The 12814-nt window shown below is 67.2% G+C and carries 17 protein-coding genes and 1 tRNA gene; 11 read left to right on the plus strand and 7 right to left on the minus strand.

Annotated elements, in window-relative coordinates:
- Positions 1 to 105: 105 nt before the first annotated feature.
- The 4 genes from AB0J53_RS29550 to AB0J53_RS29565 all read right to left on the minus strand — a co-directional run bounded on the left by AB0J53_RS29550 (position 106) and on the right by AB0J53_RS29565 (position 3229).
- Positions 106 to 585, minus strand: coding sequence for a GntR family transcriptional regulator (locus AB0J53_RS29550; protein ID WP_357590048.1), 480 nt, complete (start codon positions 583 to 585; stop codon positions 106 to 108).
- A 1364-nt stretch (positions 586 to 1949) separates the two neighbouring features.
- Positions 1950 to 2321, minus strand: a complete 372-nt coding sequence (locus tag AB0J53_RS29555) for a hypothetical protein (RefSeq protein WP_364178511.1) — start codon at positions 2319 to 2321, stop codon at positions 1950 to 1952.
- Positions 2322 to 2345: 24 nt separating this feature from the next.
- Positions 2346 to 2897 (minus strand): hypothetical protein, encoded by a 552-nt coding sequence (locus tag AB0J53_RS29560; protein WP_364178514.1) that lies wholly within the window; start codon positions 2895 to 2897, stop codon positions 2346 to 2348.
- 2 nt (positions 2898 to 2899) lie between these two features.
- Positions 2900 to 3229: a hypothetical protein gene (locus AB0J53_RS29565; protein ID WP_357590055.1), complete on the minus strand. Its 330-nt coding sequence runs from the start codon at positions 3227 to 3229 to the stop codon at positions 2900 to 2902.
- Positions 3230 to 3398: 169 nt separating this feature from the next.
- Between AB0J53_RS29565 and AB0J53_RS29570 the strand changes: the two genes are divergently transcribed.
- From AB0J53_RS29570 to AB0J53_RS29610, 9 genes are all read left to right on the plus strand, one after another.
- A complete protein-coding gene (locus tag AB0J53_RS29570; protein WP_364178517.1) occupies positions 3399 to 3653 on the plus strand; it encodes a hypothetical protein in 255 nt (84 codons plus the stop codon).
- Between the two features lie 15 nt (positions 3654 to 3668).
- Entirely contained in the window at positions 3669 to 4091 is a 423-nt protein-coding gene (locus tag AB0J53_RS29575; RefSeq protein WP_364178520.1) for a plasmid replication, integration and excision activator, read from the plus strand.
- Positions 4092 to 4130: 39 nt separating this feature from the next.
- A complete protein-coding gene (locus AB0J53_RS29580) occupies positions 4131 to 4358 on the plus strand; it encodes a hypothetical protein (protein WP_364178523.1) in 228 nt (75 codons plus the stop codon).
- Positions 4355 to 4666, plus strand: a complete 312-nt coding sequence (locus tag AB0J53_RS29585; protein ID WP_364178526.1) for a hypothetical protein — start codon at positions 4355 to 4357, stop codon at positions 4664 to 4666. The genes AB0J53_RS29580 and AB0J53_RS29585 overlap by 4 nt, the downstream gene beginning before the upstream one ends.
- Before the next feature lie 84 nt (positions 4667 to 4750).
- Positions 4751 to 6172 (plus strand): FtsK/SpoIIIE domain-containing protein, encoded by a 1422-nt coding sequence (locus AB0J53_RS29590; protein ID WP_364178529.1) that lies wholly within the window; start codon positions 4751 to 4753, stop codon positions 6170 to 6172.
- Positions 6169 to 7782, plus strand: coding sequence for a replication initiator (locus tag AB0J53_RS29595; protein ID WP_364178532.1), 1614 nt, complete (start codon positions 6169 to 6171; stop codon positions 7780 to 7782). The genes AB0J53_RS29590 and AB0J53_RS29595 overlap by 4 nt, the downstream gene beginning before the upstream one ends.
- A complete protein-coding gene (locus tag AB0J53_RS29600) occupies positions 7779 to 7970 on the plus strand; it encodes a helix-turn-helix domain-containing protein (protein ID WP_357590068.1) in 192 nt (63 codons plus the stop codon). Before AB0J53_RS29595 ends, AB0J53_RS29600 begins: the two co-directional genes overlap by 4 nt.
- On the plus strand, positions 7967 to 8713 hold the full coding sequence (locus AB0J53_RS29605; RefSeq protein ID WP_364178536.1) for a hypothetical protein: 747 nt from the start codon (positions 7967 to 7969) through the stop codon (positions 8711 to 8713). The genes AB0J53_RS29600 and AB0J53_RS29605 overlap by 4 nt, the downstream gene beginning before the upstream one ends.
- A 21-nt stretch (positions 8714 to 8734) precedes the next feature.
- Positions 8735 to 9349, plus strand: a complete 615-nt coding sequence (locus AB0J53_RS29610; RefSeq protein WP_364178539.1) for a tyrosine-type recombinase/integrase — start codon at positions 8735 to 8737, stop codon at positions 9347 to 9349.
- A 222-nt stretch (positions 9350 to 9571) separates the two neighbouring features.
- On the opposite strand, the gene AB0J53_RS29615 is transcribed toward AB0J53_RS29610, so the two are convergent.
- Both AB0J53_RS29615 and AB0J53_RS29620 read right to left on the minus strand, forming a co-directional pair.
- Positions 9572 to 9645 (minus strand) — tRNA-Arg (locus tag AB0J53_RS29615).
- Positions 9646 to 9699: 54 nt separating this feature from the next.
- The gene (locus tag AB0J53_RS29620) at positions 9700 to 10770 is read right to left on the minus strand and encodes an NADPH:quinone reductase (protein WP_364178542.1); all 1071 of its coding nucleotides are present in this window, start codon (positions 10768 to 10770) and stop codon (positions 9700 to 9702) included.
- A 45-nt stretch (positions 10771 to 10815) separates the two neighbouring features.
- Between AB0J53_RS29620 and AB0J53_RS29625 the strand changes: the two genes are divergently transcribed.
- Positions 10816 to 11598: an aminoglycoside phosphotransferase family protein gene (locus tag AB0J53_RS29625; protein ID WP_364178545.1), complete on the plus strand. Its 783-nt coding sequence runs from the start codon at positions 10816 to 10818 to the stop codon at positions 11596 to 11598.
- Positions 11599 to 11606: 8 nt separating this feature from the next.
- Complete coding sequence (locus tag AB0J53_RS29630) at positions 11607 to 12569, plus strand: cobalamin biosynthesis protein (RefSeq protein ID WP_364178548.1); 963 nt, start codon at positions 11607 to 11609, stop codon at positions 12567 to 12569.
- On the opposite strand, the gene AB0J53_RS29635 is transcribed toward AB0J53_RS29630, so the two are convergent.
- The gene (locus AB0J53_RS29635; RefSeq protein ID WP_219503765.1) at positions 12562 to 12795 is read right to left on the minus strand and encodes a hypothetical protein; all 234 of its coding nucleotides are present in this window, start codon (positions 12793 to 12795) and stop codon (positions 12562 to 12564) included. The genes AB0J53_RS29630 and AB0J53_RS29635 overlap by 8 nt on opposite strands.
- Between the last annotated feature and the right edge of the window lie 19 nt (positions 12796 to 12814).

Below are 12814 nucleotides of genomic sequence, written 5' to 3' on the forward strand. Positions count from 1 at the left end.
CCGCCGCTTGATACCTAAGAGAACAATTCGGCAGCGCACCGCGAGCTGTGCCAGCTCTTCTGAGCTGAGGACGGCCGGCGTCGTGCGGGCGTTGGCAGCCCTGGCCTATCTCTCGGGCCAGTCCTCGCGCTTGGAGACGTACGTGCCCTTCTGCGGCACGGTGAAGACCCAACCAAGCTCACGCATGTAGGCGATCGCCTGCCTGATCGTCCCTGGTGCTCTGTCGAATCGCTGCCCGAGCGTCTTCTCGCTGGGGATGAGGCGGTTCGGGGCGTAGACCCCTGCCTTGATCTCCTCGATGATCTCGTTGGCGATCTGCTGATAGACCGGGACCTTGCGAGGACTCTGGGGTGCGCTCCTCGGCCCGACGAAGGTGCCACGTCCTTGCTCGGTGTAGACGGCGCCCTCCTCCTTGAGGAGCTGGATCGCTCGACGGACCGTCTGTCGTGTCACACCGTAGGTCCTCACCATCTCTACCTCGGAGGGCACGGCAGATCCGGGCGCGAGATCGCCGGAAGCGACGCGCTGCCTGATCTGGTCTGCAATCTGCACATATAGGAGTACAGGCCCCTCACGGTCGAGCACGCTCGAACACTAAGCAAGCGCCTACCTGCACTATCAGTGCGCTACCCGTAGATGTAGGAGTGTGTACAAGTACTAGAGGGGGCTATACCTATAGAGGTATGCTTCTTGCGTGACTCGCCATGGAGATCGAGAGGGCCCTAACCTGCCGCGACACCGCCCGGCCGAAGACGCGCGCTCGGGTCAGTTGCTTGACCCGAGCTTGCGTGCGGCCTTCCGGCGCTTCTATGTCTGGCGCGACACCTCGGGCCTGTGGCATGCGAGACCAATGCCAAAGGTGACTGCGTTTGAGGGCTCCCGTTGTAGCGCTTCCGAATTGACGGCGGACTCTGTGATCTCGCTGGCCATTCTGTGCATTTGGCGCAGGAACCGCCGTGCAACCGTCGGCTTTTTCTGATTGGAGTCGGCCAATGGGCAGGAAGGGTAGGGCGGCCAGGTTCGCGGCGATCAAACATGCGGCAGGCATCTCATGGGAGCCTTTCAACTCTTCAGAGGAGCCGTCCATCATCGAAGTCATTGCGTGCTGCAATACGTATGTATGGGCAATCGATAATGACACATACGTCGTCCTGCGGAAAACGAAAGACGGCCCGGAAATGGCAGCAAGAGGCGCATGGGAAGAGGCTCGCCCCGTCTGGGACATTCTAGTGCTGGCACATGAGCAACATCACGAGATACTGAGTCAGTACGGAGTGCCAAAGATGTCACATAGTGCTGAGACAACCTGGATACCATTCGTGCCGGCGGGCACAGTCCGAATCCGTGAGACATCCTGCTGCGGCATATACGAATGGGCGTCTCAGGGCGGACTCTTCTTCGTGCTCCAGCGTACCGCCGACGGCCTTCTAGAAACAGCCAGAGGACAATATAGGTTCGCACGCCAAAAATGGGATCACCTGCTGGAAGAACACCGCAAAACGCATCTGCCGATGGTTCGGAAGGTTGGCGCGCAGAAAAGAGGGAGAGTTAAGGATACGACGAGCGAGGCTGCCGAATGAACTCCCCTGGAGAAGACATCTCTCGTACGTCGAATGATTCTGCCGCCCTCGAACCGATCAAGCATGCATACGAGCAGATCAACGCGAGCCTCCAGGGAATGGCTGACCTCGATGCGGCGTACCACATTGCCACCTGTTTAGCGGATTGTATGCGAAAGCTCGCCGATGATGCTGCGCTGGCTCGGGCCAGGTGTGCTGCAAAGATTTCTGACGCCGAGAATCTCTCGCGAAGAAGGTTGGCGGACAAGCTGGGCATCTCGAAGGCACGCGCAGATCAGCTAATCAGGGCCGCCCGTCGCAGGGCCGCGTCCTAGCTGCCATGTCCGAGGGCTTGGCAGCCTTCGGCACGCTGTCCTGCCTGGACGGAGCTCACACGTCAGCAACAAGATCGACGGACAGGTCAAGATAGGTGTCCACCACTCGTGCCCGCAGCCTGGTACTCCCTTGGCCACTAACCTCGTCGGCTAGTCGGGTAGCCCCGAGAGCGTCGCACCATTCTTCGAATCCTCTGCGGCGTTCGCCTGCATCACCTGTGTCACAGACCGCGACGAGGGCTGATGTTGATGGGCTGCTTGCGATAGTCCAGGTGAGTACTGGAAGGCCTTCATTCTTGGTACGTGAAAGAAGGTCCCGAAGTGCCTCCATGGCGCGCTGCTGGACATGTAGCTGATCCAGTTCGGCGCTTCTTGTCTGTTCCCGCTCCTGCACGAAACGCTCCCCGTTCTCGCCGATCGTTTCCATGTCATCGTGCATAGGTCTCCCCGACTAGCGCGCCTCCAGCCCTTCGGGAAGAGTGATCGGCTCTTGTCCGTGCTCGTGGTCGTACATACCGGCCAGCGCTGGGCGAAAGGCTGCTAGGTGATCCGGCCACCTCCCACACAAGGCCGTACGCGCGGCAGAGTCTGTTTGCAGTAGGAATTGCAGATGTCGCAAGCCATGCATGAGGACGTCGATATACCTCGGGATCGGTGCGTCAGTGGCCTCGACGGGAATCGGCTTTCCGACCGCATCGGGGAGGGCGGGACTGATCGGGGCAGCCTGCTCCCACTTATCGCGTACGAAAGCGCCGCATCCGAGTACGGCTACGTAAGTGAGAATGACGGCGGTTCCATCTGCGCGCCAGGATGTCGAGTGGAGGAGCTTTACGCCGTCTTCCGCGTCGTTCTTCGCCAGGAGGCCGATTACGGCGCTGTGAGGATCGCTGTCCTGCTGTACTGGACCCGAGCGCCAGGCATCGATGCCGCTGATGAGCCATAGGCCAACGTCGTCGGCCGAAACGGGCCAGACCTCAACGATCACCTCTGTCGGCTTGCTCATTATTAGCTTCCCTCCGCTGAATTTCCGCTTCGCCCACCGACATCTTTGGCGGTTTTCATCAGTTGGGCTGCGCGAGCTTTCGATACCCCGATGCGGTCAGCCAGGCCGGCCAACGACATCTGCTCATGCTCAAAAATGCGGGCTGCGGACAGGGCTCGTTGATCGCCTGAGGTCTCGACAAGCCGCCTGAGCGTCTCGACCAGTTCCGTCGCACCCGCATACGCCTGACTCGGGTCAGGCTCTGCATTGATCACTGCAAGCGCGGCATCGAAGGCGTGTTCGAGGGATGCAAGCGCGGTCTGAACCGCCTCGCTCACGTCTTCCTTCGCCATGGGGGCAGCGTACGCGCTCCGTTCAGAGGGGGCTATACCGCAACACGTGTAGCCCCCCCTTGACGGACGTGTAGGGCCCCCTGTACGTTCATTCGTGCAGCCCCCCCTACACGGGGCCCTGTCAGGGGAAACGGCTGCTGCGGCCAACGATGAGGGATTGGAGTGATCAATGGTGTTCGGTCTCGAAGATGCCAAACGCTCCCGTTTGGTCATGACTATCCGCATCGTGGCCGAGTTGATGGACAACTGCGCGGATGGCCTGGCTTCCACGGTGCTGGCCACCACGGTGCTGCTGATAGTGATCATTTCGCTTCACGCCGTGGCGGACGTCCTGGAGCACTGCCCAGACGCGTCTGCGGGCGCTTTCCAGAAGCACGTAGCGGTGCTTGCGGAAGCACCGCGAGTTCAAACGTCAGACAGGTAAGAGAGGAGAGCCGTTATGGCTCTGCAAGGCCCCATTCCCGTCACCTTCGCCATGGTCTTCCCGCACGGCTACTACGTCGTCGGCGAGGTCGAGCCGGTCAAGGACTTCGACGCCTCGTCCAACGGCCGATTCGTGCAGGCCCGCGACAAGCAGACCGGAGAGCTGGTCTGGCAGGTCGCGGTCATGGACGGTGACCCGACTCTCAAGCCCGCCCAGAAGACGGTCGCGGTCAAGATCCTGGCGCCGGTTCATCCGGTCCCGCCTCAGCCGATGCCAGGCCTGCCGTTCACCCCGGTCGCCTTCGACGGCATCACGGTTACGCCGTACGTCAACGCCACGGGCCGTCTCGCGTACTCGATCAAGGTCCGTGAGATGCACGCACTCACCCAGCCCGCGCAGGCAGCGGGCAAGGCTTCGGCCGGAAAGGACGCCGCCTAGATGACTCGTCGCCGTACCCCGCGAAACAGCGTGATCCGGTTGACCACCGGGCATGCCGCTCGCACGCTCAACCACCCGTTCCCGCGCCGTCAGCCCGTCCTGGCGCTCGACTTCGGCGCGACCTCCGTCCTGGTCACCACGGATGGACCCGTGACGGCGGAGGACCTGGAGTTCGCACGCCAGCTCGCTCGCGAGGCCCACCGCTTTGTCCGATCCCTGGAGCGCAGCTTCTACGGACTGCCCGATGGCAAGGGGGTGGCGGCGTGACTCTCGGCTCGTACACCTACGTCACCTTGTTCATACGACCGGAGTCCACGCCTCAGGTCGACGTCTCCTTCTACACACCGCGCCTGACGGTCTGCGCCGGGCTGCTGCTCAACGAGCCGCGACCGTACCTGAAGTTCAGCTCCCCGGAGGCGAACGTGCACATCTCCACCACCGGAGCCGGCCCGGTCACCGATGCCGACCTGGCCACCGCCCGCGAGATCTTCACCGCCGCTGCCCGCTACCTGGCCGACTGCGAGCAGTTGCACGCCGAACAGGCCGACAAGGACGCCACCGACCCGGCGACCTGACATGAGGCGGGGCCGCTGGAAGCGGCAACTTCCGGCGGCCCCTCGGTTCTCCCCTGACTCCACATCACGAGAGGTTCCCAGCTTATGTTCAAGCGGCTGCCTGGCGACGAGGCGCGCAACCTCGTCTCCACCACGCCCGACACGGCCGTTGTCTTCCGCCCGGCCGTCGTCACCACTCCCGCCATCCTCACCATCATCATCCTCGCCTGGCGTCTGTTCACCGGGCTCGTCCGTACGATCTGCCGCCACCCCATGGCCACCGCCGTCCCGGCTGTCCTCGGCGCCACCTGGTACCTCTACGGCTGGCCCATGGCGGCGTCCCTGCTCGGCACAGTCGCCCTGGCCCTGGCCTCATGGGGGTACATTGACCGGCCGTCCTTCGCCCACCTGGTCGGCTACCGGCTGCTGGCCTGGTGGCGCCTCGTCTGGATCTACCGGCGGCACTGGCAGCCCGTCATGGTCGTCTCAGGTCTCGGCCGTCACCTCCGGGGCCGTGACTACCTCCCTCGGCTGTGCAAGGTCACGTGTTCATCGTGGGCAGACCTGGTCACCGTGCGCATGCTCAAAGGCCAGGCGGTCAAGGACTGGACCGACCGTAGCGATCACCTGGCCCAGGGGTTCGGCGCGAAGTCGTGCCGAGTCGCTCTGTCTCAGGCCGGTCGGCTGACACTGACCTTCCCACGTGAGGACCCACTCGCCTCGCCTCTACCAGCCCTTCCCCTGCGAGAAGAACCGACCGTGGGACCGGTCGAGATCGGCAGACGGGAAGACGGGCGACCGTGGCGGTTGAAGGTACATGGCACCCATGTCCTCGTCGCTGGCGCGACCGGGGCTGGCAAGGGGTCGATCATCTGGTCTGTCATCCGCGCCCTGCTCCCCGCCGCCAGAGCGGGCCTGGTCGAGTTGTGGGCTCTGGACCCCAAGCTGATGGAGCTCTCCTACGGACGCGCTCTCTTCGGCTCCAGGTACGCGGCCAGTCCGGAAGAGTGCGCCGACCTGCTGGACGAGGCCGTGAGCGTCATGCAGAAGCGGGCCACCCGGTTCGCCGGTCTCCAGCGCTCTCACACCCCCACTATCGATGACCCGTTCGTCCTGGTCGTGGTCGACGAGGTGGCGTTCCTGACCGCCTACCAGTCCGACCGGCAACTCCGGCAACGCATCTCCGCCGCGCTGGCCACGCTCACCACGCAGGGCCGCGCGGTCGGCGTCGGCGTCCTGGCCGCGCTCCAGGACCCACGCAAAGAGGTCATGAACATCCGCAACCTGTTCCCCGACAAGATCGCCCTGCGGCTGGACGAGTCGGAACAGGTGGACATGGTCCTCGGCGACGGCGCACGCGACCGGGGCGCCCTCGCTGACCACATCTCACCCGTTCCGGAGCTGGGCGCGGGCGTCGGCTACGTCCGCTTGGAAGCCAGCCCCGAACCCGTCCGGGTCCGCGCCACCTACGTCTCCGATCACGACATCTGCTCCATGGCCGCCGCCGACGAAGGGAGGGCCGCATGACCCATGTGCACGACCGCGCTCTACCTCGGGCCGTCCGCCAGGCCATGCCGATGGCCCGTGACGTACTCGAAGAGGTCGCCAAGCTTCACGGGGTCTGCATCAGGCCCGTCCCGCTGCGGCGACTCGACATGGTCACCGGCAAGTCCGAGATCATTGACGTTCCGTGTGGGGCCGTCCTCGACAGCAAGTGCCCGCCGTGCGCCAAGCGCAACCGGCAGCTCCGCATGGCGCAATGCCGCGAGGGTTGGCACCTCGACACCGAACCGGCCATCACACCGGATGAGCCGAACGAGGAACAGCGCTGGTTGGTCGAGTTCCGCGCTGACATGCAGGCCAAGCGTGATGCCGCTGAGCAGGCCGGCGACGACACGACCGATCTGGACGCCGTCCTGTCCGGCCTCGATGCCGAGATCAACGCCGCTGGCATGCGCGGCAGCATCACCGGATCCGCGGTGCCCAAGCGCACCCGCTCGACCCGGCGGCGGCAAGATGCTCCAGACCTGCCCAAGCGGAAGATGACCAACACCACTCTTGGGCGCACCTTCACCAGCACGGACGGCAAGACCTACCGGCCGTCGCTGTTCGTCACGCTCACCCTGCCCAGCTACGGCAAGGTCCGCGACGGCGTCCCGATCGATCCCGACACCTACGACTACCGGCGAGCTGCTCGGGACGCGCTGCACTTCTCCAAGCTCGTAGACCGCTTCGTGCAGAACCTTCGCCGGGTCGCGGGCTATGACGTGCAGTACTTCGCGGCTGTCGAGCCTCAGAAGCGGCTCGCTCCGCACCTGCACATGGCCATCCGGGGCACCCTGCCGCGCACGGAGATCAAGCAGATCGTGGCGGCCACCTATCACCAGGTGTGGTGGCCTCAAGCCGACGAAGTGCGTTTCGACGGTGATCAACTACCGGTGTGGGACGAGGAGGCCGGCTATCTCGACCCGATCACCGGTGAGGTCCTGGCCACCTGGGACGAGGCCCTCGACTCCCTCGACGAGGACGCCGAACCTCTCCACGTGATCCGCTTCGGCGATCAGGTGGACGTGCAAGGTGTTCTTGCCGGTACGCCGGACGCTGACCAGTGCATCCGGTATCTGTCCAAGTACCTGACCAAGTCCATCGGCGACACCCTCGACGGCGGCCAGGCCCAACGCGAGCACACCGCCCGCATGGTCGACGCCCTCCGCTACGAACCCTGCTCGCCCACCTGCCCGAACTGGCTCCGCTACGGCGTCCAGCCCAAGAACGCCAAGCCCGGCATGCAGCCCGGCCGGTGCCGGTCCAAGGCGCACAAGCCCGAACACCTCGGCTACGCCGGGCGTCGCGTCCTGGTGTCCCGCAAGTGGTCCAACAAGACCCTCGCCGAACACCGGCAGGACCGCCGCACCTGGGTCCTGGAAGCCCTCGGCCAGGCCAGCGAACCGACCGACCCGCACCGCTACATCTGGCGCCCCGTACCGGCCGGAGACGCCAACGTGCCTCCCCTCGCCGTGCGCCTCCTGCGCACCGTGGCCGAACGCCAACGCTGGCGAGCCCACCTCAGGGAGCTGGAAGCGAGAGCAGCCGGACAAGATCTTTCGGCAACCGAGGACATGGGGAGGGCCGCGTGAGCAGACGAGATGAGCTGCTGACCGTCGCCCAGGTCCTCGACGAACTCGGCGGCGTCTCCCGCCGCACCTTCTACCGCTGGCGCGAGATCGGCAAGGCACCGAACGGCATCCGCCTGCCCAACGGCGAACTCCGCATCTACCGCAGCGATCTCGAAGCCTGGCTCGAATCCCTCAGGAGCGCCGCATGACCACCTCCTACAAGGTCAAATTCTGGGACATCCGTACCAACACCAGAGCAGACAAGCCCGGCACGAAGCCCCGAATCGTCTCCCACACCGTGCGGTGGACGGTCGGCAGCCGCGAGAAGTCGCAGACCTTCAAGACCAAGGGCCTGGCCGAAAGCTTCCTGTCTGACCTGCGGCAGGCGGCCAAGAAGGGCGAAGCCTTCGATCTGAATAACGGTCTTCCCGCTTCGATGGTCAAGGCCAAGAATGCGCGGACCTGGTACGCCTTCGCCGTCGCGTACGTCCGTGCGTGGTGGCCTCATGCGGCGGCGAAGTCCCGAGAGGGCATGACCGACACGCTGGCCACCGTTACCCGCGTCTTGGCCGGCGACGCACCCGGCCGTCCATCCGACGAGATCATCCGGCGGGCACTGCGCGAGTACTCCTTCCTGCCCGACGAGCGCAGGCAAGAGCCGACAGCGGAGATCGTCCGCGCTGTCCGCTGGCTGGAAGGTGCTTCGCTTCCGCTGAGCGCTCTGGAAGAGACCAAGCACGCCCGTGCGGCGTTGGAAGCCCTGGCTCTGTGCCTGGACGGCAAGCCTGCGGCGACCTCGACGTACCGCCGCAAGCGGGCGGTCTTCCATCACGCGCTCGAATACGCCGTGGAGTTGGAGGAGCTTTCGGCGAATCCGCTGCACAAGGTCAAGTTCCGCAAGGCCAAGGTGAGCGGCGAGGTCGATCGGCGCTCGGTGGTCAGCCCCAGCTAGGCGCGTGAACTGCTCACCGCAGTGACCTACGTGGGGCGGTCGCGCGGGCCGATGCTGGCCGCCATGTTCGCCTGCATGTACTTCGGCGGTCTTCGCCCGGCAGAGGCGGCGGGACTGAGGCAGAAGGACTGCCGACTCCCAGAGAGGGGCTGGGGGCTGCTGACCCTGGAGAAGACCAGGCCACAGAGCAACAGCCGGTACACCGACTCTGGACAGGCGCACGAGGAGCGCGGGCTGAAGCACCGGGACGCGAAGGACACGCGTACCGTGCCTATCCCGCCCGAACTGGTGGCCATCCTGCGGGATCACATCGCGGTGTTCGGAGTCGGCGAGGACGGCCGGCTCTTCCGTACTCGCACGGGTGGTGTGATCTCCGGTTCGGCTTACGCGAAGGTATGGCAGGAGGCTCGGACGTACGCCTTCACCCCTGACCAGGTCGCCTCTCCTCTGGCGGGCCGACCGTACGATCTCCGGCACGCGGCCGTGTCACTCTGGCTCAACGCGGGCGTCCACGCCCCGGAAGCGGCCGAGAGAGCGGGACATGGCGTGGACGTGATGCTGCGTGTCTACGCCAAGTGCATCGACGGCCAACAGGAGATCGCCAACCGGCGCATCTTGGAAGCACTCGCGGCGTGACGCAGGAGCTACGGCAGGACCCCGGGACACCTCGGGGTCCTTTCGCCGTTCCGGTCACCCAAACAGCCGTGCCGACCTGGGGAAACGTGGCGGCGAGCATTCCGCGTATGTTCCGCGAGCAGTGGCACAGGGCTGCTTTCGGCGGCCTCCTGCTGCGTACGGTGCAACTGGGTCGATCATGCAAAAGACCAGCTCAGACGGTGTTTGAGCTGGTCTCGGAAGCGCGCCCTGCAGGATTCGAACCTGCGACCGTCGGATTAGAAGTCCGGTGCTCTATCCAGCTGAGCTAAGGGCGCTCCTGCCTTATTGTGCATGATCCGGCGACTTGTCATGCACACGTTTTCTCCGTGTCAGCTCCCGCCGCCCCCGGACGCCTCCAGGACCACCCTGCCGCGGGCTCGGCCGTCCTCCAGCATGCGGTGGGCTTCGGCCGCCTGTGACAAGGGCAGACGGGTGGTGATGCGGGGGCGCCAGGCGGTGGTGCGGAGGAGGTGGATGACGCCGGCGGCCGCGTCGGCGAGTTCGGGGACGGTGGCGTTGCTGATGGCGAAGCCGGTGACGGTGGCGTCCTTGGTGTAGAGGCGGCCGAGGGGGAGGGCGGGGGTCTGGCGGAGGCCGGACATGATGACGAGGCGGCCGCGGTGGGCGAGGCGGTCGATGGCCGTGGCGGGGTCGCCCTGGCCGGAGGTGTCCACGTACAGGTCGATGGAGTCGCGGATGTCCGGGTGGTCGGGTGTCTGGTCGCCGGAGTCGCCGGAGTCGCCGGAGTCGCCGGAGTCGCCCGGGTCGCCGGGGTCGCGGACCAGGTGGGCGGCTGGGTGGGCGGCTGGGGGGTCGGTGCGGTAGTCGCGGACGTCGGTGGCGCCGAGGGCGCGGACGTGGGCGTGGTCGCGCGGGTGGGCCGTGGCGATGACGGTGGCGCCGGAGGCGGCGGCGAGGGCGACGGCGGCGGAGCCGACGTTCCCGGCCGCGCCGCCGATGAAGACGCGGTGGCCGGGGCGCAGGCGGCCGTGGCGGACGAGGGCGAGCCAGGCGGTGGCGGCGGGGTGCGCGGCGGCGACCAGGTCGAGCGGATCGAGGTCGTCGGGGGCGGGGTAGAGGCGGTCGGCGGGGACCGTGACGTACTCGGCGAAGGAGCCCTGCCTGCCGCCGTGGCCGAGGCTGTTGCACCAGACGGGCAGGCCGGGCGGGAAGGCGGTGGTTTCGGACGCTTCGACGTGGCCGACGAGGTCGCGGCCGATGACGAAGGGGAGGGGCATGGGGACGGGGTAGGCGCCGGAGCGTACGAACGTGTCCACCGGGTCGGCCGCCACGGCGCGCACGCGTACCAGCACGTCCGTGGGGCCGCGGCCGGGGACGGGGAGCTCGCCCCAGGTGATGGCCTCCGGCGGGCCGGGCGCGGTGATGTAGGCGGCGTGCATGATTTTCTCCATCGGAACGGCGGTTTCGGTCTAGGATCTCTTGGCATGTTCGCGACGCTCCTGCATGAAATACCCCTGCAGGGCGGGGATGTGACCGACGGGGTGGTGCGCGTCGGTGACACCGTGCGCAGGCCCGTCAGTCCGGCCACGCCCGCTGTGCACGCCCTGCTCAGGCACCTGGAGGCGGCCGGGTTCGAGGGGGCGCCGAGGGTGCTGGGGGTCGACGGGCTCGGGCGTGAGGTGCTCAGTTTTCTGCCGGGCGTGAGCGGGCTGAGCGCGGCGAGCGCCGGTGAGGAGGCGCTCGCGGGGGTGGCGGGGCTGCTGCGCGAGTTCCACGACGCGACGGCCGGGTTCCCGTTGAGCGGGCACCGGTGGGAGGGCGGGTCGAACGACGACGCGCCACCGCAGATCATCGGGCATTGTGACTTACGGCCGGACAACGTGATTTTTCGTGATCAGGTGCCGGTGGGGATGATCGACTTCGACCTGGCCCGGCCGACCACGCGGCTGTTCGACGTCGTGACCACGCTGCGGCACTGGGCGCCCATCGCCGACCCCGTCGACCGGCATCCGCTGCTGCGCGGCGTCGAGGTGGGGGAGCGGTTGCGGGTGTTCTGCGACGTGTACGGGGTTCCGCCCCGGGATCGGCGCCGGCTGCTGGAGCTGGCCAGACTGCGTTTCCACCGGTCGTACGAGGTCATGCGCACCCGCGCGGACGGCGGCGGGAACTGGGCGCGGATGTGGGCGGACGGCGCGGGGGAGCGGATCCGCCGGGCGTCGGCCTGGCTGGACTCCCACGAGGATGAGCTGTACGCGCATCTGATCTGATGTGCTTCATGCGTATTCAGGGTGATCGTGCCGCCGGGCTCGCGCTGGGAGTGATGCTCGACGCGGTCGTCGGCGATCCGCGCCGGGGGCATCCCGTCGCACTGTTCGGCAGCGCCGCCGCCAAGCTGGAGTCCAGGCTGTACGCGGACGCGAAGGCCAACGGCGTGCTCCACGTGGCCATCTGCGTGGGGAGCGCGGCGGCGCTCGGCGTGCTGGCCGAGCGGGTGCCGAACCGCCCGGCCCGCGTCGCGCTGACCGCGGCGGCGACGTGGGCCGTGCTCGGCGGCACCACGCTGGCCCGCGAGGGCGCCCACATGGCGGCGGCGCTGGAGGCCGGCGACCTGGCGGCGGCCCGGGCCCGGCTGCCGCACCTGTGCGGGCGCGACCCGTCCGGGCTGGAGGCTCCCGAGCTGGCCAGGGCCACGGTGGAGTCGCTGGCCGAGAACGCCTCGGACGCGGCGGTGGCGCCGCTGTTCTGGGGGGCGGTGGCGGGGATTCCGGGGCTGCTGGCCTACCGGGCGATCAACACGCTGGACGCGATGGTCGGGCACCGTTCGCCGCGCTACCGGCGCTTCGGGTGGGCGGCGGCGCGGCTGGACGACGTGGCCAACTACGCGCCGGCCCGGCTGACCGGGCTGATCACCGTACTGGCCGGGCCCGCGCCGGCGCGGACGCTCGCCGTGCTGCTGCGCGACGGCGGGCGGCACCCCAGCCCCAACTCCGGGCGGTGCGAGGCGGCGTTCGCGGGGGCGCTGGACGTGACGCTGGGCGGGGCCAACGTGTACGGGGGGCGTACGGAGCACCGGCCCACGATGGGCGACGGGCGCAAGCCGGAGGTGGCCGACATCCGGCGGGCCGTGCGGCTGACGCGGGCCGTGTGCTGGGCTGCCGCCGGCGCCGCCGTGCTGGCCGCCGCCGGGCGCGTGGCCCGGCGGCGTGCCTGGGCGCGCCCGGCGGCGAGGCTCACATGATGCGGTTGAGGTTGGCGACCAGCCAGAAGACGAACAGGGTCACGACGCCCACCCACAGCATGGACCTGGCGGCGTTGGACGCGACGAGCTTGCGCGCCGAGGCCGCCTTCATGGTGTCGCGCCACACCTGACGTGACGAGATCAGCGACTGGTAGCGGCGTCCGGCGACGAACACGGTGACGGCGATGATCAGGAACAGGATGACGCGGCCATCTGAAGAATTCACGAAAGCCTCCTCTGACACC

This window comes from Nonomuraea sp. NPDC049725, assembly GCF_040674795.1.
In the GTDB taxonomy this organism is placed as follows: Bacteria; Actinomycetota; Actinomycetes; order Streptosporangiales; family Streptosporangiaceae; genus Nonomuraea; species Nonomuraea ceibae.